Below are 17620 nucleotides of genomic sequence, written 5' to 3' on the forward strand. Positions count from 1 at the left end.
TATGTTTCGTCTAACCAATAGACTGGCTTTGTCCAATCTCATAAAAAATCGTAAGCTTTATTATCCTTTTGCTTTAGCAACTATTCTGGCTATTGCCATTACCTATATCTTTACATCTTTAACGCTTAATCCTCATCTGGATGACTTGACTGGGGCAGATGCTATCAAGATGGTTTTGGGGATGGGACTTGGAATTGTTGCCCTATCCTCTGGAATTATTGTTCTTTATGCCAATAGCTTTGTTATGAAAAATCGTTCAAGGGAGCTTGGTCTCTATAGTGTGCTAGGCTTAGAGAAGCGTCACCTCTTTAGTATGATTCTAAAAGAAACAGTGATTATGAGTTTTGTGACTTTGCTTCTAGGTATAGGTGTGGGGGCACTTTTCGATAAACTCATTTATGCTTTTCTTCAAAGGCTTATCGGTGAAGGTACTGGTTTGGTTTCGACCTTCCAAGTAATGACAATTCCTATTGTTCTTGTCATCTTTGCTTGTATTTTTGGTTTGTTGGTTTTGGTAAATGGTTTCCGATTGCTACGGCTTAATCCTTTACAATTAACTAAAGATGGCCTTAAGGGTGAAAAAAAAGGACGTTTCCTAGTTATTCAAACCCTTTTGGGACTTGGTGCTATGGGGGATGGTTACTATCTTGCTCTCTCTGTTCAGAATCCAGTAACGGCTATTATGAGTTTTTTCCTAGCTGTTCTACTGGTCATTCTAGGGACTTACCTTCTCTTTAATGCCGGGACAACAGTTGTTCTGCAACTCTTGAAAAAGAAGAAGAGCTACTATTACAAGCCCAATAATATGATTTCCATTTCCAACCTTGTCTTTCGGATGAAAAAAAATGCAGTTGGGCTGGCGACCATTGCTATTCTCTCAAGTATGGTTTTGGTGACACTTGTAGGTGCTGCAAGTATTTATGCTGGAAAAAAAGACTATCTGGCGAGTTCTGCTCCGCATGATTACTCAGTTACAGGGACGAATGTAGATTTAACAAGTACACGGAGAGCTATAGATGATTTCTTAGTACAGACGGGAAATCAGGTAAATAGAAAAGTGGAAGCAAGTTACCTCTACTTTGGTATCAAAGCACAAGAAAAAAACAAGCTAACCATCTTTTCTGAGAATGAAAGAAAAGTTCTACCAAAGTCAATTTTTCTTGTCTTCTCACAATCTACTTATAAACAATTAACAGGTAAAGACCTCAATCTGACTTCAAATCAAGTTGGCTTATTTACTAAAAATAAAACATTAAAAGATCAAAAGAGTTTGTCTGTCAATAGTCAAACCTACCAGATCCATGATAGCCTTAATGACTTTCTTAAAGGTAAAATACCCAACCTCTTCACAATCATAGTTTCTGATTATAGCTACCTTGTTGTTCCTGATATGGATGATTTTCAAGAAAGTATCAAAGGAACAGCAACCACCCAAGCTACCTATGTTGGTGTTAATGTCAAAGACCCTTCACATGATGCCAAGAAAAATTCAGATTTGCTAGACAAAATCACGGATAAAGAAACACAACAGTTAGCTGGACAAACTACTGGCCTCCCTAAGTCTTACTTCACTGCAAATAGTCGATATGATGCAGAAGGCATGGTAAATGGCTTTGTTGGTGGAACCTTCTTTATCGGCATCTTCCTATCCATCATCTTCATGCTTGGCACAGTTCTCGTGATTTACTATAAACAGATTTCCGAGGGTTATGAGGATCGTGAGCGCTTTGTTATTCTTCAAAAGATTGGCTTGGACGACCTCCAAGTCAAGCAAACCATTGGAAAGCAAGTCCTTACTGTCTTCTTCCTCCCCTTGATTTTTGCCTTTATTCACTTGGCCTTTGCCTATCATATGATCAGTTTGATTGTGCGTATCATTGGAGTTCTTAATCCAAGTCTTATGTTAGTGGTTACTATCATTGTTTGTGGCGTATTCTTCCTAGCCTATATCTTGGTTTTTGCCCTAACGTCTCGTTCCTATCGTCGAATCGTATCGATGTAATTGACATAGAGTCTAGTTCATGCTAGGCTCTATTTCTTTTATGCTATAATAGATGAAAGAATTATAAATCATCGGAGAAAACACATGTCACAGACTATTGATGTCAAACGTTACGAGGAATTGGCACGTCAAAAGCAGGGGGAGCACCGAAAGTTTCTAGCACAACTCAAGAAGAAGGCTCCTAAAAATTTAGATAAGATTGTTCAGCAGGTACACAATGAAGTCTTTCAAGAAATTGATTGTACCCAGTGCGCTAATTGTTGTAAGACGCTTGGTCCCGACTTCACAGAGCAGGACATTACTCGCATTGCCAAGCATTTTCGAATGAAATTACCTGCCTTCGAGGAGATGTACCTTCAGGTAGATGAGGATGGCGACAAGGTCTTCAAGTCTATGCCTTGTCCCTTCTTAGGGCCTGATAATCTCTGTGATATTTATGATGTCCGTCCTAAGGCCTGTGCAGCCTTTCCTCACACGGATCGTAAGAAAATCTATCAGATCAATCATCTGACTATCAAAAATACGCTTTTCTGTCCAGCAGCCTACCTTTTTGTGGAAAAACTCAAGGATAGGATTTAGAAAGGAACTGTTATGAAACGATTTAATGCAGGTGTTTTCACCCTACTTATCATTGCTGTCTATTTTATCGCGACAGCATTTATTCCGGATTTGTATTTGGCTTTTAATTATAAATTGATTTTAGCCTTGCTTTTTGTGCTTTTGAGCTGGCAATCTAAGGGGAAATTTCTCTTTTTCTTGGGGATGGCTTTTCTATCGACCTATATCCATGACCTCTTTAGATTGGACTATTCAGAATGGACACTCTTTGTAGGAATTCTTATCTTGGGGATTGCAGTGGACCGTTTGAGCAAGCCAAGTTATAAGAAAAAATTCTCTTACAAGGTGTCTAAAGAACATGAGCGAGAGATTTTTGCTAAGACTCTTTTTTCAGAGTCTGTGCAAGTGGTGACTTCTCAAAACCTCGAAACTGTCTATGCCAATGCCGATTTTGGGCGTTTGACCTTGGATTTGTGTCAGGCTCAGTTTATGACGGACCGACCTCAGATTGTGGTTCAGGCCAATTTTTCTCAGGTCATCATTCGAGTGCCCAAGGATTGGCAAGTGGATACATACGGGCTTCATACAAGCCTAGCAGGAGTGAAAAGCTACGATAGTCTAGGGAATCGAGAGTTATCAAGCACTACAGTTTCTCTAACAGGCTCAGTATCCTTTGGACAAGTAACTGTCAAACATTGAAAATAATGAAAGAGCGAAAGCTCTTTTTTTCTTGCAAATCCTTCTTGTATAACATTGAATGCGTTTACAAATAGTGCTATACTGGTAGTGGAAATAATTAGAAAATTGCAATCATTTACTAGAAAGGAGTTTTCTTATGGAACGATTTAATCTTCGGTCCTTCTTGTTGCTTTTACTAGCAGCTTGTTTTATCGCTAGTGCCTTTATTCCAGATTTTTGGATCATGGTGAATTATAATCTGGTCTTCTTCGTGGCTTTCTTTTGTTTTGGTATCTTGAATAGACGACCTCTCCTTATTTTTCTTGGTTTGGCCTTCTTATCACCCTATGTTCATGACTTGTTAGACCTCGATTTTGCACAGTGGAATCTCTTTAGCGGTATCTTTCTAATAGGTTTAGCTTTAGAGTTGCTATATGGCCGTAGTCAAAAGAAAGGTCTCACTAAAGACTATAAGGTCAATAAGAACGACCAAGAAGGACCACATATTTCTGTTAAGACATATATGGCTGAGGATAGGTATCGCATCTATTCTCAAGAAGTCGAAACGGTTGATATGAATATGGCTTTCGGTGAGCTGTGGCTGGATTTGAGTCAAGCTAGCTTTGCATCAAGTCAGGTAGCAGTTCATCTTGATGCTAAGTTTGGTGAAGTTCATATTCGACTTCCTCATGCTTGTGTCATGGACACCACTGGAATCTCACATCCCCTATCATCTGTAAAGGTGGGTCGTTTTGAATCTGATTTAGAACAAGTTGAAACAAGGCTTCATCTGAGCGGAAGTCTCTTCTGTACGGAGTTGGAAGTGGAGTATTAAGGGAGTCCAATGATATCAGCTCTATTGTCAATTAGCATGGTTCCTATACAAAAGAAAGGAAATCAAACGTATGAGTGAAACGGTTATTCAAGTCACATCCCTTGGAAAAAGAATCAAGGGAAAGACCATTTTAGAGGATATTAGTTTTGAGATAAATCAGGGAGATTGTGTTGCCTTGATTGGACCTAATGGGGCGGGTAAGACTGTCTTGATGTCCTGTATTCTTGGTGATAAAAAGCCCAGCAGTGGTCAGGTCCTCATTGATGGTAAGCCAGGTAAGGCCAAAAATAAAATTACGGTTCTCCTTCAGGAAAATACCATTCCAAATAGTTTGAAAGTGGAAGAGCTGATTGCCTTCTTCCAATCTATTTCTGATAATCCCTTGACCAATCAAGAGGTTCAGGAACACCTGCAATTTAAGGAAGACCAGTACCAGCAGTTTGCGGACAAACTCTCAGGTGGGCAAAGACGTCTTCTGGCTTTTGTCCTTTGTTTGATTGATAAACCTAAAATCCTCTTTTTGGACGAACCGACAGCGGGTATGGATACCTCGACTCGTCAGCGTTTCTGGGAGATTGTTAATGATTTGAAAAAATCAGGTGTGACCATTCTCTATTCCTCTCACTATATCGAAGAAGTGGAACACACAGCTGACCGTATCTTAGTCCTCCATCAAGGGAAACTTATCAGAGATACTACGCCATACGCTATGCGACACGAGGAGAAAGAGAAGCAGGTCACTCTTCCAAGTAGCTTTGTAAGCATTGTTCATGGGTTGGAAGATATATATGAGGTTACTGAAAAGCGGGATGTCATTAGCTTCATGACCAAAGATATCGAAAAGGTATGGCAAAGTCTTGAAGAAGAGGGCTGTGGAATTTCTGATATTGAAATCCAAAATAAAACACTCTTGGATAGCCTATTTGATTCAACAAGGGAGGACAAGGCATGAAAGCATTACTAAAAATTGAATGGATAAAAACGTGGCGAAGCTGGCCAGTCTTTATCATGGGAATCGGGATACCCGTCGGATTTTTCCTCCTTTTTTCAAGTATTTTCTCAGCGCCTACTCCAGAAGCCCAAAAACAGTTTTTGCTGTCTTATATGTTAACCATGACTGGCTTTTCTATGTCTAGTTTTGGTTTGTTCACCTTTCCCTATATGTTACAAGAGGATCGAATTGAACACTGGTTGACCTATATCGAGCACTCAAAGGTTAGTATCGCAGCTTATTATCTTTCTAAAATTTTTCGTGTGCTTCTAAACTTTATGGTTGCTATCATTGTGACCTTTTGTGTAGGTGCCTTTTTCCGAGATGTAGAGATGCCATTCTTTAGATGGCTAGGATCAGGTGCTCTTTTACTCTTGTCCAGTCTACTCTTTCTAGCTTTTGGTTTACTTATCGCTCAGATTAAATCTCAACAAATCATGTCTCTTGTAGCTAATATTATTTACCTTGTCTTGCCTATAGTGAGTGGTTCATGGGTTCCTATTTCCATGTTCCCTAAGTGGGTTCAGAGTATCTCTGAGTGGACACCTGTCTATCATGTCAATGAATTGGTCGTTAATTTTGCTATCAATGGGAAATTTTCATGGAAATCACTTTTGTTTATTTTGGCTTATACGGCAGTATCAATAGTGCTTGCACTCTTTATCAAGTCTCATAGAGAAAGTGATCGAGGTTAAGGGAGAAATAATGGATATTTGGCAGAAAATGTATGAAAAGGCTCAGTCCTTGTATCAGCCACAGGAAGTCTCAGACTTTGTCTATGCTAAGCATGTCGTGGCTGCGGTGGAGGCTGAAGATGGACAAATCTTCACTGGCTTTTGTATGGAAGGAACTTGTGGTGTTTTCCATCTTTGTGCCGAAAGGGCGGCCCTTTTCAATATGTATCAAGAGACTGGTCAGACCAAGGTAAAGCGTATTATCGCCTTTCGTGACCAGCCACCTCATGGTGGACCGTCTGGTATGCCTTGTGGAGCCTGTCGGGAATTCCTAATGGAGCTCCATCCCGATAATCGTAACTTGGAGTTTATGGTTGATTACGAGACACGTCAAACCATCACTCTGGGTGAATTATTGCCTTTATGGTGGGGAGAAGAACGGGCTCAGCAATTTGAAGAGGAGTCGGAAGGCAAGGATTAAGTGTGATAGAAATCTCTAAACTCTCGAAATTTAAGTGCGAGGGTTTATTTTTTTGAAGTAAATTTCAGAAAATTCCAAATACGCCTTGAAATTCAAAATGAAAGTGCTATACTATTTTGTGAAAATAGAAAGAAGGTTTCATTATGGAGTCACTTGTATCTTTTAGTAAATGGCTCAGCAAATGGTTTACTGTAGCTGTTATCCTCTGGGCGGCCTTTAACTACGCCCTTCCTGCAACTAGTAGTTGGGTCATTCCCAATACGGCTTACCTACTTGGATTGATTCTCTTCGGTATGGGACTTACCTTGACCACTGAAGATTTTAAACGTATTGCTAAGCGTCCAATTCCAGTTGTGCTTGGGACTGTTGCCCACTATGTCATCATGCCTGGTTTGGCTTGGTTACTTTGTATGATTTTCCATCTTAAGGGTGCGACAGCAGCAGGGGTTATCCTTGTTGGGTCTTGTCCAAGTGGGACTTCATCTAGTGTTATGGCCTTCCTTTCAGGTGGGGATGTTGCCTTGGATGTCTCTATTGAAACCCTCTCAACTCTCTTGGCACCACTCATGATTCCAACCCTCTTGTCATTCTTGGCTGGTCAGTACGTGAGTGTCCCTGCTCAAAGCCTCTTCCTTAGTACCTTGCGTATCGTGGTTGTCCCTATTATCTTGGGTGTACTCGTTCACTCAATCTTTGGTAAGAAAATTGATGCCATCATCAAGATTATGCCTTTGATTTCACAAGCTGCCATCCTCTTGATCGTTGGAGCAGTTGTTTCTGCCAACCATGCTAATATTTTCACAGCAGCGACAGCCCTTGTCATCCCAGTCGTTATGCTTCATAACCTTTGTGGTTATGCCCTTGGTTTTGGATTTTCAAAAATCCTTGGTTTGGAAGAACCACAACAAAAAGCCATTACTTTCGAAGTGGGGATGCAAGACTCAAGTCTTGGAGCAACCCTTGCCATGAAATATTTCGTGCCACAAGCTGCCATCCCATCAACTATCTTTAGTATTTGGCACAATATCTCAGGTTCTATCCTCTCATCATGGTGGAAGAACCATTCAAAAAATAGTCATTAAGATAAATGAAAAGCTGACCTTGGGTTGGCTTTTATTTTTTAATAAATAATCTTTTCTGAGACTGTCCTTAGGTGATGATGGACGTCAGCGAACGTCAAGGAAGTTCCATACCCAAGCTTAGAGTATAAGGTCTCGATATTTCTGAACCTCTGAAGTTTAAGTTCTTAGGGGGGTATCATAGCGGAAAGTCTCAGTTAAACTCACTTTGTTCTCAAAAAGAATGTGATGTCATTATATGCAGGCCTTCTTAATTCATGGCATATTTAAAAACGTTTATTTACCACTTGAAGCTGACCTTAGGTTGGCTTTTTTACGTCACATGACAAATGTCATGTCATGTCATGACATCTGGTGCTAAAAAGAGAGTGACCAAAAAGATATACTTTAGTCATAACTTAGAAATAATAAAAAACGAAAGAGGTCATCTCATGAAAATCAAAACATCTTACCTTATCTACGCTGTCATCGGAACTGTCTTTGCTGGACTTAGCATGTTTACTGACATCTTTGAAAAAGGCAATTTTGAAGCTATCTTCTCAAATCTGGGCATGATTATTGGCTTGTCTATCTCAGCCTACATTCTCATCACTATGGCTAAAAGTTTTATCGACCTTGTCATTAAAGAATTGAAAAACTAGGAGGCCCAGTATGAAATTATTGAAAATACTAAGCATTATGCTCCTAGCAACAACTTGGACCATCCTCTTTGCTTATGTTCTACTTCATGGCAGCAGTGATATTCTCTATAGTGTTATGGGTGTGTCTGTTGCAGCTTGTTATGTTTTTTTAGCTTTTTATCAAAAGAAAGGAAATCACAAACATGAGTGAAACAATCCTTCAAGTCACAAATCTTGTTAAAAAAATCAAAGGGAAAACGATTTTAGACCATGTTAGCTTTGAGGTGGGACAAGGCGATTGTCTTGCTTTAATTGGTCCCAATGGTGCTGGTAAAACGACCTTGATGTCCTGCATTCTCGGTGACAAGAAAGCTAGTAGTGGAAAAGTCTTTATCAAGGGCAAAACGGGTAAAGCACAAGATCAAATTGCGGTTCTCCTCCAAGAAAATACCATTCCTTCACAATTAAGAGTTAGGGAACTGATTACTTTTTTCCAAGATATTTCTGAGAATGGATTATCTAAAGTAGAGATTCAAGCACTCTTACAATTCAAAGACGATCAGTATCAGCAGTTTGCGAACAAACTCTCAGGGGGACAAAAACGTCTTCTTGCCTTTGTCCTCTGTCTAATTGGCAAGCCTGATATTCTCTTTTTAGATGAGCCGACAGCAGGGATGGACACTACGACACGCCAACGTTTCTGGGAAATCATCAATGATCTGAAAAAGTCAGGTGTGACCATCCTCTATTCGTCCCACTATATCGAAGAAGTCGAGCACACAGCTGACCGTATCTTGGTCCTTCATCAAGGGAAACTCATCAGGGATACTACGCCACACGCTATGCGTAGCGAAGAAAAGGAAAAACAAGTCACCTTACCAAGTCGCTTTGCGCCAAGTCTTGACAAACTGGCAGACATTTATGATGTGACTGAAAAACGTGATGTTATAACCTTTATGACTAAAGATATTGAAAGTGTATGGAGTAGTTTACTAGCTCAAGGCTGTCGCATTTCTGACATTGAAATTCAAAACAAGACACTTTTAGATAGCCTATTTGATAGCACAAGGGAGGACAAGTCATGAAAGCACTACTTAAAATCGAATGGATAAAAACATGGCGCAGTTGGCCCGTCTTTATCATGTCTATCGGAATGCCCGTAGGATTTTTCCTCTTGTATTCAGGTATGGAAATGAGTCCTGACCCAGAGTCACAAAAAGCCTTTATCTTGTCTTATATGTTGACGATGACAGGATTCTCTATGTCCAGCTTTGGTTTCTTTACCTTTCCCTACATGCTTAGAGAGGATCAAACGGAGCATTGGTTAACCTACATCGAACATTCAAAAATCAGTGTTCAAGCCTACTACCTATCAAAAATCTTCCGAGTTCTTATGAACTTTATGGTTGCTATCATCGTAACTTTCTGTGTAGGAGCTTTTGTGCGTGATGTTAAGATGCCATTCTCACATTGGCTCGGTTCAGGTGCTCTTTTACTCTTGTCAAGTCTAGTCTTCCTATCCTTTGGCTTGCTCCTAGCCCAAATTAAGTCTCAACAAATCATGGCTATTGTCGGAAATATCGTCTTTCTTGGTCTAGCTATTATTGGAGGTTCTTGGATGCCAGTAACCTTGTTTCCAAAATGGGTTCAGCACATTTCGGAGTGGACACCTATCTACCATATCAATCAGTTGGTAGTCAATTTTGCGAAAAAAGGAGAATTTTCATGGAAATCACTCATTTTTATCTTGGTCTATGCTACAATAGCTACAGGCTTAGCCCTTTTTATCAAATCGTACAGAGAAAGTGACCATGTTTAGAACATACCAGAAAAATGATTTTGCTTATTTTGTTAGTCTGATTTTCCTAGTCTTCCCGATCTTAGGAGTGTTTGGTGGGGATTTCCCAGTTTGGACTTTAGGTCTGACGCTGGCCTTTACTCTGGCTTATCTCCTTATAGTGTATTTGAAAAAAGCCTATAGCAAGTGGATTCCCTTTCTGTGGTTTTACACTCTAGCTTACATTATCTTTATGTCAGTGACCTTCCAGGGTGGCATGATGTGGTTTATCTTTTTCAACGTTAATCTTCTCGTTTGGCACTTTGAGGATAGCATATCTTCTTATCGATTCTTATCCTTTCTAGCGACACTCTTGATTTTGACGTCATCATCCTTCCAACTGACAGACGATTTGAGCACCCACCTCATGTCTCTGGCTATTACTCTTTTTTCTTTGGGAATGTACTATTTTCAAAACCGTATACGTCAGGAGAGAAAGATGGAAGAAGCCCTTGCAGAGCAGAACCGGACCATTAATATCCTGTCAGCTGAAAATGAACGCAATCGTATCGGTCGTGATTTGCACGATACCTTAGGACATACCTTTGCCATGATGAGTCTTAAAACCGAGTTGGCTCTAAAACAGATGGACAAGGAGCAGTATGAAGCTGCTAGAAAGAATCTGGAAGAATTGAACCAGATTAGCCGTGACTCCATGTACGAGGTGCGTGAGATTGTTAATAAGCTCAAGTACCGAACGGTGGCAGAGGAGTTACTGGAACTTGAGCGACTCTTTGACCTATCTGATATCGTCCTGACCGTGGATAGTAGCCTTGACTTAGACAGCCTGTCACCAGTTAGTCAGTCTACCTTGTCCATGGTGCTTCGTGAACTGGCCAATAATGTCATCAAACATAGCCAGGCCGATAGCTGTCAGATTCGTCTAAGACGTGATCATGGTATTGTCCTTGAGTTTGAGGATGATGGTTGTGGCTTTGAGGAAGTCACAGGACAAGAACTACACAGTATCAGAGAGCGCCTCAGTTTGGTAGATGGAGACTTGGAAATCCTGTCTCAATCGCATCCAACAATCATTCGTGTGCATTTGAAAGAGGGAGGAAAAGCATGAAATTATTAGTTGCCGAAGACCAGTCAATGTTGAGGGATGCCCTCTGCCAGCTCCTCATGTTGGAAGACGATGTCGAAGAGGTCCATGCGGCCAGTGATGGTCAAGAGGCCATTGCTCTCTTGGAAAAAGAAGAAGTCGACGTAGCCATTTTAGACATTGAAATGCCAGTTAAAACAGGCCTTGATGTCCTTGAGTGGATCCGTGCCAACCAAAGAGAAACGAAGGTCGTTATTGTGACCACCTTCAAACGTAAAGGCTATTTTAAACGAGCCCTTGCAGCCCAGGTGGATGCCTATGTGCTCAAAGAGCGTTCCATCAGTGACCTCATGGCGACCATCCATACCGTCCTAGCAGGTCAAAAGGAGTACTCACCAGAGCTTGTCGAAGGTGTCGCCTTTGACAATAATCCACTCAGCCAACGTGAACAAGAAGTCTTGGCTATGGTTGCCCAAGGTTCAACCAACCAAGAAATCGCTGAAAGCCTCTTTCTCTCAAATGGAACTGTCCGAAATTACATGACAGCCATCCTGACTAAACTCGATGCAGGCAACCGAACAGAAGCCGTCCGCATTGCCAAAGAAAAAGACTGGTTGGGGTGAGGAGAAGTTTATAAAAGAAATTTTATTAATTAAAGGTCACCATATGGTGGCTTTTTTCATGCCGTCACGATATAGAAAGTATTTTCATTTTTTCCAATATTTTGCTTTATAATAGTGCTATAATTGTAGATGATAATTTTGTCAATTCTAATAACAACGTTTGGAAGATAAGGAGACAACAAATGGTAGTTTCTGAAAAACGAATTGAAGACCTAAAAGGGTTAAAATTTAATGTTCCTTCATATCAAAGGGGATATCGCTGGACTGAACATGAGGTTACAACTCTTTTAGAAGACCTCTATACACATAGTAAACAAAACAGAGATTATAAGTACTGTTTGCAGCCCTTGATTGTTAAGAAAGTTTCAGATAATACTTATGATGTCGTTGATGGTCAACAGAGGCTAACAACGATCTTTATTTTTTTGAAATTTATGTCTGCTGAATTTAGTAGTGGCCGTAGAAGAAGTAATCAATATGATTACTTTGAGTTGGTTTATGAAACAAGAGAACAGAGTGCTAAATATTTAAAAGAATTAAATTTTGATACTTATCAACAAATCGAGGATTATGATATTGATGCACATCATATCAGTAAAGCTTTTGCTGCTATTGATAAATGGGTGGAACGAGAAGATATTAATTCGGATAATGCTTTACACGATATTTATCAAGTCTTAACAGAGGCTGTGTTCTTTATTTGGTATGAAATTGATGAGACAGAAGACCCTATAAAACTATTTACCAAAGTTAACTTAGGTAAGATTCCTTTGACTAATGCTGAGCTCATTAAAGCTTTATTGTTAGATAAAACTAATTATGATTCTGAAAATGATAGTGAAAGGATACATAGGGGGATAGCTTGGGATAAAATTGAACATAAACTTCAAGAGGAATCATTTTGGAAGTTCCTTACAAATAGTGAGAAATATGTCACTAGAATAGATCTTTTGTTTAACCTGCTTGAACATCGTACTTTAGAAATACCTCAAAATGATATTTACTCAACTTTCTACACAATCTACGCAAAATATCAAAATGCCGAAAATAAACCGACTTTTATAAGTAACTACTGGAATGAAATCGACTTATTATTTGATGAATTAACTAACTGGTACAGGGACCTAAATAGATACCATTTAATCGGCTATCTATTATCGGTTGACGCTAAGAAAATTGAAGAGGTCTTTGAAGCTACTAGAGGGATGAAAAAGTCGGAAGCTTTTTCTAAATTAAAAGACCTTGCTTATAAAACTCTTGCGGGTGATATAGATTCTATAGAAGAACTTTCCTATGGTACTAAAAATAAAACTATCAAATCTACTCTTTTACTGTTTAATCTCGTTACTTTGATTAATAAGAGTGAAAAACAATATCGATTTCCTTTTGATATTTATAAGAAAGAGAAATGGGATATCGAGCATATTCATGCTACGGCTGATGAGACTGCTGAAGCTGATGATAGTCTAGCTAATTTAACTTTGCTAGACGCTAATACGAATCGATCTTATGGAAATAGTCCGTTTGATCAAAAACGAAGAATTATTATTGAGGTTGATGCAGAAGGGAAATTTGTACCTGTTTGTACGCGTAATGTGTTTTTGAAAGTCTATAGCAATGAGGTAGATGGACTTGATGACTGGACTGAAAAGGATAAAGACAGTTATATTCAAGCGATAAAACAGGAATTTAACCAATTTTTTGGAGATTATGAGGAGTAGTCATGCAAGAGATCAACGCAAAATATAACTTAAAATCATTGTTAGAAAATTATCGAGTCGTAATTCCATTGATTCAGCGAGACTATGCACAAGGAAGAAAGGATAAAAGAACCACAGAAGTTCGAAAAAAATTACTCCAGGATATAAATACTGCCTTACTTGACACAAACGTTGGACCACTCGATTTGAATTTTATTTATGGAAAATCAATTAATGGGAAGTTTATTCCATTAGATGGGCAACAACGTCTGACAACCTTATTTCTGGTTTATCTTTTTGCCTATAGAGATAATGACGAGTGTGACTTTCTAGGTAATTTTTCTTATAAAACTAGAAAGTCTTCTACACAATTTTTCAAGAGTCTATTTGAGAACAGAAAGAATATCTTTACAGAAACAGAAAGTTCTTCAGAAATCATAACAGATCAGCCATGGTTTGCAGATTCATGGCAGTTAGATCCAACTGTACAAGGTGCCTTGAAAACACTAGATGACATTTCTGATTCTTTTGATTATGGGTTTGATTATGTTTCAGTTTTATCAGATTCTAATAACCAAAAACTTGTCTTCAATTTTCTAGATATTGATAAACTTGGTTCAGAAGATGAGCTCTATATCAAACTGAATTCTAGAGGGCGCCCATTAACTGACTTTGAAAATTTTAAAGCAAGATTAATTGATAGAATAAAGAAAATAGATAGTCATTTAGAAAGGGAATTTTCCCAAAATATTGATACAAAATGGACTGATGTTATTTGGAATATTGATAAAAATGCCTTTGACACCAACTTTTTAAATTTATTTGAAATTGTGCTTATCAATAATTTAGATAGCCTTGATTATTCTAAACGCGACAATTGGACTCTTGAAATCGACTTTGAAACTGTAGAAATAAGTCATATAAAAATAATTGTATCTGTTCTTGACTTTCTCTCTCAGAATAAAGTGCCTGAGGTTTCATCTATCTTAGAAGGTTCAATAGTCGACAAAAAACTGAAGGATAGGGTTTATTTTCACGTTATTTCAACATTCTTAGAACATCACGGTGATTCATTAGATACTAGCTATAAAAATTGGTATCGTATCTTTAGGAACTTGATTAATAACTCAGTTATAGATTCTCAAGAGTCATATGAACGGGCAATCAAGGGGATTAATGAACAAATCGAACATACTTCAGACCTGCTAGAATATCTAGCCGAGGGAAATAGAATTAATGGTTTCAGTATTGACCAAGTTGACGAAGAGATTGAAAAAGCTAAATTGATAACTGCAGATGATTCCTATAGAGAGATTATAGAAGTTGCTGAAAATCATCCCTATTTTGATGGTCAGATTCGAAGTTGCTTTTACTTCGAAGCGGATGATTTGCCAAGCAGAAAGATTGATGTTATTTCAATCTATTGGAATAAAATATCAAAAATGTTTACTGAAACAAAGCATGAAGAAGGTCTATTAATGCGGGCAGCTTTGCTAGCTCTAGGAGACTATACAATGACTACAGCTAATAATTATAAAACGCTGTATCAGGATAATTCAAATGAGTCTTCTGGGTCTGCACCAAGCCTCAAAAGTTTATTTTCATCTCGAAATGAGTATGTCAAAAAACTACTTGATGAACTCGATATGAACAAGCCGCTAGATGTTGAGTATCGTCGTATTATCCAAGAAAATATTAGTAATATAGCTCCTCAAGAATGGCGTTATGCCTTCATTGCTTACTATGAAACCATGTTTAGTAAAATGACTCCTTCACAATATAGAATGAAATCTCCGTTCTGGCTTAATCGTTCAGAGGAGATGTTGTTAATTCCCAATAAGAGCTCTAGTGCTAGAAATTATGATATTCATTTGATAGCACTAGAAGAAAAACTAAAGGAATTAGGAATACAATCTTGTTATGAAAGTGAGAAAGGGATTGAAAGTACCAATAGGATACTCTATATAAATGAAGTATATGAAGTCAGATTTCGAGGAAATCATTTTAGCCTTAATTTAATAGGTGGCGAAGAAGCAGAGGAAGAACATTTTGATTCTACGCTATCATTTTTGGATATAGCAGAATACTTGAATAATAAATTGCACTAATATTATCACAAAGGCTAGTGAAATTCACACTGGCCTTTGTGTATTAAATCTCTATTTTTATTGTAAGCTAGTACAAAAAAGACTAGATATTATTACGAACAGAATTAGGATAATTTTTCAATTTTCAAAGGGACTTTGAGTTTTTTAGATAAGTATTGAAAGTAAAAGCATACTAACGTAGAGGATAATGATATTATATTCTATAAGTTATAATCAAGCATGAGGTCGAATAATGAAAGAAGAAAATAATTTGCAAGGGAAAACCAGTCGTCTTTTATATTTTATGTCTGAATTGGAAAAGGGGCATAAGGTTAATAAAACTGATTACCTTAAACGTTTTAATATCGCCGAGCGAACCTTTAAAGATGATTTAAGGGAATTAAAGGAAAATCTAAAAGTACTTAGAGATGATATGAAAATAAAGTATTCTCGACTTGCAGGAACCTATGAGGCAGAATATAACCATGGTTATGGTAACTTAAAGTACAACCAGGCCGTCATCTTGTCTAAGATTCTTTTAGAAAGTAGAGCACTACGTGTTGAGGAAGTTAGAGAAATCATTGATACTTTTGTAGAGAGAGCTGTTGATGATAGGGAACGTCAGCGTATTAGAAACTTTACGGAACGGGAACTAGAGGAGTATAAGGAATTATCGATTTACAGGGACAATAAGAGTAAATCTATCTTACCTCATCTATCCGCTATTTTTGACGCAATTGAAAATCAGAAGCCTCTTTCTTTTAAGTATACGAAATACCAAGGAAAGGATGCCGATTATGATGTGTTACCGGTCTCGATTATGTTTAATGATCATTATTTTTATTGTATGGCATATAAAGATGAAGAAAAGGATGGAAGATTAAGAATAGATACAAGGAGTCTTCGTAATTTCAGACTGGATCGTTTTAAAACTGTTCATCGTTCGAAGTATAATACAGAACTAATATTAAGTTCTGAGGAATTAACTCAAATTTTGTCAGATAGTGATGTTCGTTATCATACTTTCTTGATGTTTTCAGATACGGAAAAATTTCGGATTAGATTCAGATATGTTGGTCAGTTTTGGGAAGTACTTGAAGATGATATCCCTGCACTTAAAGTTATCGAGAAAGATACAAGGAGTACAGTTCCTAGGGTAATATATGAAATTGAAACCTATGGCAGAGATAGTTTTCAACGTTATATTGATCGATTTAATGGGGTATTTACTATACTTGAACTAGAAAAAATAAATAAGTAAAATTGACACTTTTTTTTAATAGCATTTCACAAAAAAACAGAAGTACGTTTTATACGTACTTTTTTTGTTGTATTGTTTGAAAGTATAAAACAGATGGACAATGATGTGTTTAAGGTACTTGTATTGTGTGTTTCTGGTGATAAAATATAGTTATAAAGAAATAATGCAAAACAAAAGTACAGCATTTATTACCAAAAGGAGGAAAGCAAAATGTCTAAAATTAGAAAGATAATCTATAAAAACAAAATGAAACTTATGAAGAACAGACACTCAACAAAAGGTGTTTACTGTCATGGAGCTAAAAAAAATAAAATAGTTTATGAGACTAATGCCAAAGCACTTCGTGCAGTCATGTTGTGTGAGGATCAAACCATTCGTACTTATTATTGTCATTATTGTGCAGGATTTCATACAACCTCAAGACCTGAACATGATGAATTAGATGATTTGTATATGTTTGCGAGAGCATATGTTTGTTAATGGTTAACACTAATAATGAACATAAACAAGGAAAACTCATCTTTTCAGAGTGAAGTGTTGAAATCCATTCATTAGTTGAGAACTAAGAAAATTTATTTTAGAGGGAGAGTAATTATCATGAATCTTATCATATTTTTCGCTACAATTGATGTATTAACTTTTATGGCTTTGGGAATTCTTTTTTCTATGAAATTAAGAGAAACTCGACGGATTAAAGAGATTGAAAAAGAAATCGAAAAGTTTGAAGCTCGAAGAAAGATATATTTAGCCATTTTGGAAGATGACGAGGATGCATTGTTAGCCATTATGAAGAATGACAAAGAGTTATTGTTAGATGTGATAAATGAACTTAGTGTGTAAAGTAGGGATTTATACTTACAGCACTCAAAAAAGGAATTATTTCCAATTCTTTTTAGATTGTCTATCATTAAGTCACCATATGGTGGCTTTTTTGTACCTTATAATCTATCTAAACATTCACAAGCAAGAATGAGAGAAGTTGAAATGAGCCTCTACAGGAATATGTAGAGGCTTTGATGAATTATTGAATTGTGTCATTTTGTTTAGTGAATTAGACGGGTGGTTTTGATTTTTTCAAGTATCAAAACTATTTTCTCTTTTTCGAGAATAACACTTGGTTTCCTTTTTTAACTGCTTTATAATAGAGTA

Annotated in this window: 19 protein-coding genes; all 19 read left to right on the forward strand. The window is 37.5% G+C overall.

Translation table 11 applies throughout. The features are described from left to right. Nucleotide 1: 1 nt before the first annotated feature. Complete coding sequence (locus HMPREF3112_RS03720) at nucleotides 2-2002, forward strand: ABC transporter permease (RefSeq protein ID WP_070438169.1); 2001 nt, start codon at nucleotides 2-4, stop codon at nucleotides 2000-2002. Between the two features lie 84 nt (nucleotides 2003-2086). Beyond that, nucleotides 2087-2581: a YkgJ family cysteine cluster protein gene (locus HMPREF3112_RS03725; protein WP_002885314.1), complete on the forward strand. Its 495-nt coding sequence runs from the start codon at nucleotides 2087-2089 to the stop codon at nucleotides 2579-2581. Nucleotides 2582-2593: 12 nt separating this feature from the next. Then, nucleotides 2594-3259 (forward strand): hypothetical protein, encoded by a 666-nt coding sequence (locus tag HMPREF3112_RS03730; RefSeq protein ID WP_070438172.1) that lies wholly within the window; start codon nucleotides 2594-2596, stop codon nucleotides 3257-3259. A 136-nt stretch (nucleotides 3260-3395) separates the two neighbouring features. Further along, nucleotides 3396-4073, forward strand: coding sequence for a hypothetical protein (locus HMPREF3112_RS03735; RefSeq protein ID WP_070438175.1), 678 nt, complete (start codon nucleotides 3396-3398; stop codon nucleotides 4071-4073). A gap of 70 nt (nucleotides 4074-4143) precedes the next feature. Next, nucleotides 4144-5025, forward strand: coding sequence for an ABC transporter ATP-binding protein (locus HMPREF3112_RS03740; protein WP_070438178.1), 882 nt, complete (start codon nucleotides 4144-4146; stop codon nucleotides 5023-5025). Continuing rightward, on the forward strand, nucleotides 5022-5759 hold the full coding sequence (locus tag HMPREF3112_RS03745; RefSeq protein ID WP_070438181.1) for an ABC transporter permease: 738 nt from the start codon (nucleotides 5022-5024) through the stop codon (nucleotides 5757-5759). Before HMPREF3112_RS03740 ends, HMPREF3112_RS03745 begins: the two co-directional genes overlap by 4 nt. Nucleotides 5760-5769: 10 nt before the next feature. Beyond that, on the forward strand, nucleotides 5770-6219 hold the full coding sequence (locus HMPREF3112_RS03750) for a cytidine deaminase family protein (protein WP_070438184.1): 450 nt from the start codon (nucleotides 5770-5772) through the stop codon (nucleotides 6217-6219). Nucleotides 6220-6362: 143 nt separating this feature from the next. Then, nucleotides 6363-7301: a bile acid:sodium symporter family protein gene (locus HMPREF3112_RS03755; protein WP_037602152.1), complete on the forward strand. Its 939-nt coding sequence runs from the start codon at nucleotides 6363-6365 to the stop codon at nucleotides 7299-7301. A 428-nt stretch (nucleotides 7302-7729) separates the two neighbouring features. Further along, nucleotides 7730-7939, forward strand: coding sequence for a hypothetical protein (locus HMPREF3112_RS03760; RefSeq protein WP_014632978.1), 210 nt, complete (start codon nucleotides 7730-7732; stop codon nucleotides 7937-7939). A 10-nt stretch (nucleotides 7940-7949) separates the two neighbouring features. Next, nucleotides 7950-8129, forward strand: coding sequence for a hypothetical protein (locus tag HMPREF3112_RS03765; RefSeq protein WP_049528118.1), 180 nt, complete (start codon nucleotides 7950-7952; stop codon nucleotides 8127-8129). After that, nucleotides 8122-9003, forward strand: a complete 882-nt coding sequence (locus tag HMPREF3112_RS03770; protein WP_070438187.1) for an ABC transporter ATP-binding protein — start codon at nucleotides 8122-8124, stop codon at nucleotides 9001-9003. The genes HMPREF3112_RS03765 and HMPREF3112_RS03770 overlap by 8 nt, the downstream gene beginning before the upstream one ends. Then, on the forward strand, nucleotides 9000-9737 hold the full coding sequence (locus HMPREF3112_RS03775; protein WP_070438190.1) for an ABC transporter permease: 738 nt from the start codon (nucleotides 9000-9002) through the stop codon (nucleotides 9735-9737). Before HMPREF3112_RS03770 ends, HMPREF3112_RS03775 begins: the two co-directional genes overlap by 4 nt. Continuing rightward, nucleotides 9730-10824, forward strand: a complete 1095-nt coding sequence (locus HMPREF3112_RS03780; protein ID WP_060971943.1) for a sensor histidine kinase — start codon at nucleotides 9730-9732, stop codon at nucleotides 10822-10824. The genes HMPREF3112_RS03775 and HMPREF3112_RS03780 overlap by 8 nt, the downstream gene beginning before the upstream one ends. Beyond that, nucleotides 10821-11423 (forward strand): response regulator transcription factor, encoded by a 603-nt coding sequence (locus HMPREF3112_RS03785; protein ID WP_003094426.1) that lies wholly within the window; start codon nucleotides 10821-10823, stop codon nucleotides 11421-11423. The genes HMPREF3112_RS03780 and HMPREF3112_RS03785 overlap by 4 nt, the downstream gene beginning before the upstream one ends. Before the next feature lie 182 nt (nucleotides 11424-11605). Further along, entirely contained in the window at nucleotides 11606-13144 is a 1539-nt protein-coding gene (locus HMPREF3112_RS03790; RefSeq protein WP_070438193.1) for a DUF262 domain-containing protein, read from the forward strand. 2 nt (nucleotides 13145-13146) lie between these two features. Further along, on the forward strand, nucleotides 13147-15231 hold the full coding sequence (locus HMPREF3112_RS03795; RefSeq protein WP_064520812.1) for a DUF262 domain-containing protein: 2085 nt from the start codon (nucleotides 13147-13149) through the stop codon (nucleotides 15229-15231). A 232-nt stretch (nucleotides 15232-15463) separates the two neighbouring features. Beyond that, entirely contained in the window at nucleotides 15464-16471 is a 1008-nt protein-coding gene (locus HMPREF3112_RS03800) for a helix-turn-helix transcriptional regulator (RefSeq protein WP_070438196.1), read from the forward strand. A gap of 210 nt (nucleotides 16472-16681) precedes the next feature. Further along, entirely contained in the window at nucleotides 16682-16951 is a 270-nt protein-coding gene (locus HMPREF3112_RS03805) for a hypothetical protein (RefSeq protein ID WP_060971938.1), read from the forward strand. 117 nt (nucleotides 16952-17068) lie between these two features. After that, nucleotides 17069-17311: a hypothetical protein gene (locus tag HMPREF3112_RS03810; protein WP_060971937.1), complete on the forward strand. Its 243-nt coding sequence runs from the start codon at nucleotides 17069-17071 to the stop codon at nucleotides 17309-17311. Nucleotides 17312-17620 lie beyond the last annotated feature (309 nt).

Source organism: Streptococcus sp. HMSC10E12, from assembly GCF_001807855.1.
GTDB lineage: Bacteria > Bacillota > Bacilli > Lactobacillales > Streptococcaceae > Streptococcus > Streptococcus salivarius.

Bases quoted from the DNA above. Each gene is read 5' to 3' on its own strand.
- HMPREF3112_RS03720 (WP_070438169.1), top strand. From the start codon at position 2: ATGTTTCGTCTAACCAATAGACTGGCTTTGTCCAATCTCATAAAAAAT.
- HMPREF3112_RS03725 (WP_002885314.1), top strand. From the start codon at position 2,087: ATGTCACAGACTATTGATGTCAAACGTTACGAGGAATTGGCACGTCAA.
- HMPREF3112_RS03730 (WP_070438172.1), top strand. From the start codon at position 2,594: ATGAAACGATTTAATGCAGGTGTTTTCACCCTACTTATCATTGCTGTC.
- HMPREF3112_RS03735 (WP_070438175.1), top strand. From the start codon at position 3,396: ATGGAACGATTTAATCTTCGGTCCTTCTTGTTGCTTTTACTAGCAGCT.
- HMPREF3112_RS03740 (WP_070438178.1), top strand. From the start codon at position 4,144: ATGAGTGAAACGGTTATTCAAGTCACATCCCTTGGAAAAAGAATCAAG.
- HMPREF3112_RS03745 (WP_070438181.1), top strand. From the start codon at position 5,022: ATGAAAGCATTACTAAAAATTGAATGGATAAAAACGTGGCGAAGCTGG.
- HMPREF3112_RS03750 (WP_070438184.1), top strand. From the start codon at position 5,770: ATGGATATTTGGCAGAAAATGTATGAAAAGGCTCAGTCCTTGTATCAG.
- HMPREF3112_RS03755 (WP_037602152.1), top strand. From the start codon at position 6,363: ATGGAGTCACTTGTATCTTTTAGTAAATGGCTCAGCAAATGGTTTACT.
- HMPREF3112_RS03760 (WP_014632978.1), top strand. From the start codon at position 7,730: ATGAAAATCAAAACATCTTACCTTATCTACGCTGTCATCGGAACTGTC.
- HMPREF3112_RS03765 (WP_049528118.1), top strand. From the start codon at position 7,950: ATGAAATTATTGAAAATACTAAGCATTATGCTCCTAGCAACAACTTGG.
- HMPREF3112_RS03770 (WP_070438187.1), top strand. From the start codon at position 8,122: ATGAGTGAAACAATCCTTCAAGTCACAAATCTTGTTAAAAAAATCAAA.
- HMPREF3112_RS03775 (WP_070438190.1), top strand. From the start codon at position 9,000: ATGAAAGCACTACTTAAAATCGAATGGATAAAAACATGGCGCAGTTGG.
- HMPREF3112_RS03780 (WP_060971943.1), top strand. From the start codon at position 9,730: ATGTTTAGAACATACCAGAAAAATGATTTTGCTTATTTTGTTAGTCTG.
- HMPREF3112_RS03785 (WP_003094426.1), top strand. From the start codon at position 10,821: ATGAAATTATTAGTTGCCGAAGACCAGTCAATGTTGAGGGATGCCCTC.
- HMPREF3112_RS03790 (WP_070438193.1), top strand. From the start codon at position 11,606: ATGGTAGTTTCTGAAAAACGAATTGAAGACCTAAAAGGGTTAAAATTT.
- HMPREF3112_RS03795 (WP_064520812.1), top strand. From the start codon at position 13,147: ATGCAAGAGATCAACGCAAAATATAACTTAAAATCATTGTTAGAAAAT.
- HMPREF3112_RS03800 (WP_070438196.1), top strand. From the start codon at position 15,464: ATGAAAGAAGAAAATAATTTGCAAGGGAAAACCAGTCGTCTTTTATAT.
- HMPREF3112_RS03805 (WP_060971938.1), top strand. From the start codon at position 16,682: ATGTCTAAAATTAGAAAGATAATCTATAAAAACAAAATGAAACTTATG.
- HMPREF3112_RS03810 (WP_060971937.1), top strand. From the start codon at position 17,069: ATGAATCTTATCATATTTTTCGCTACAATTGATGTATTAACTTTTATG.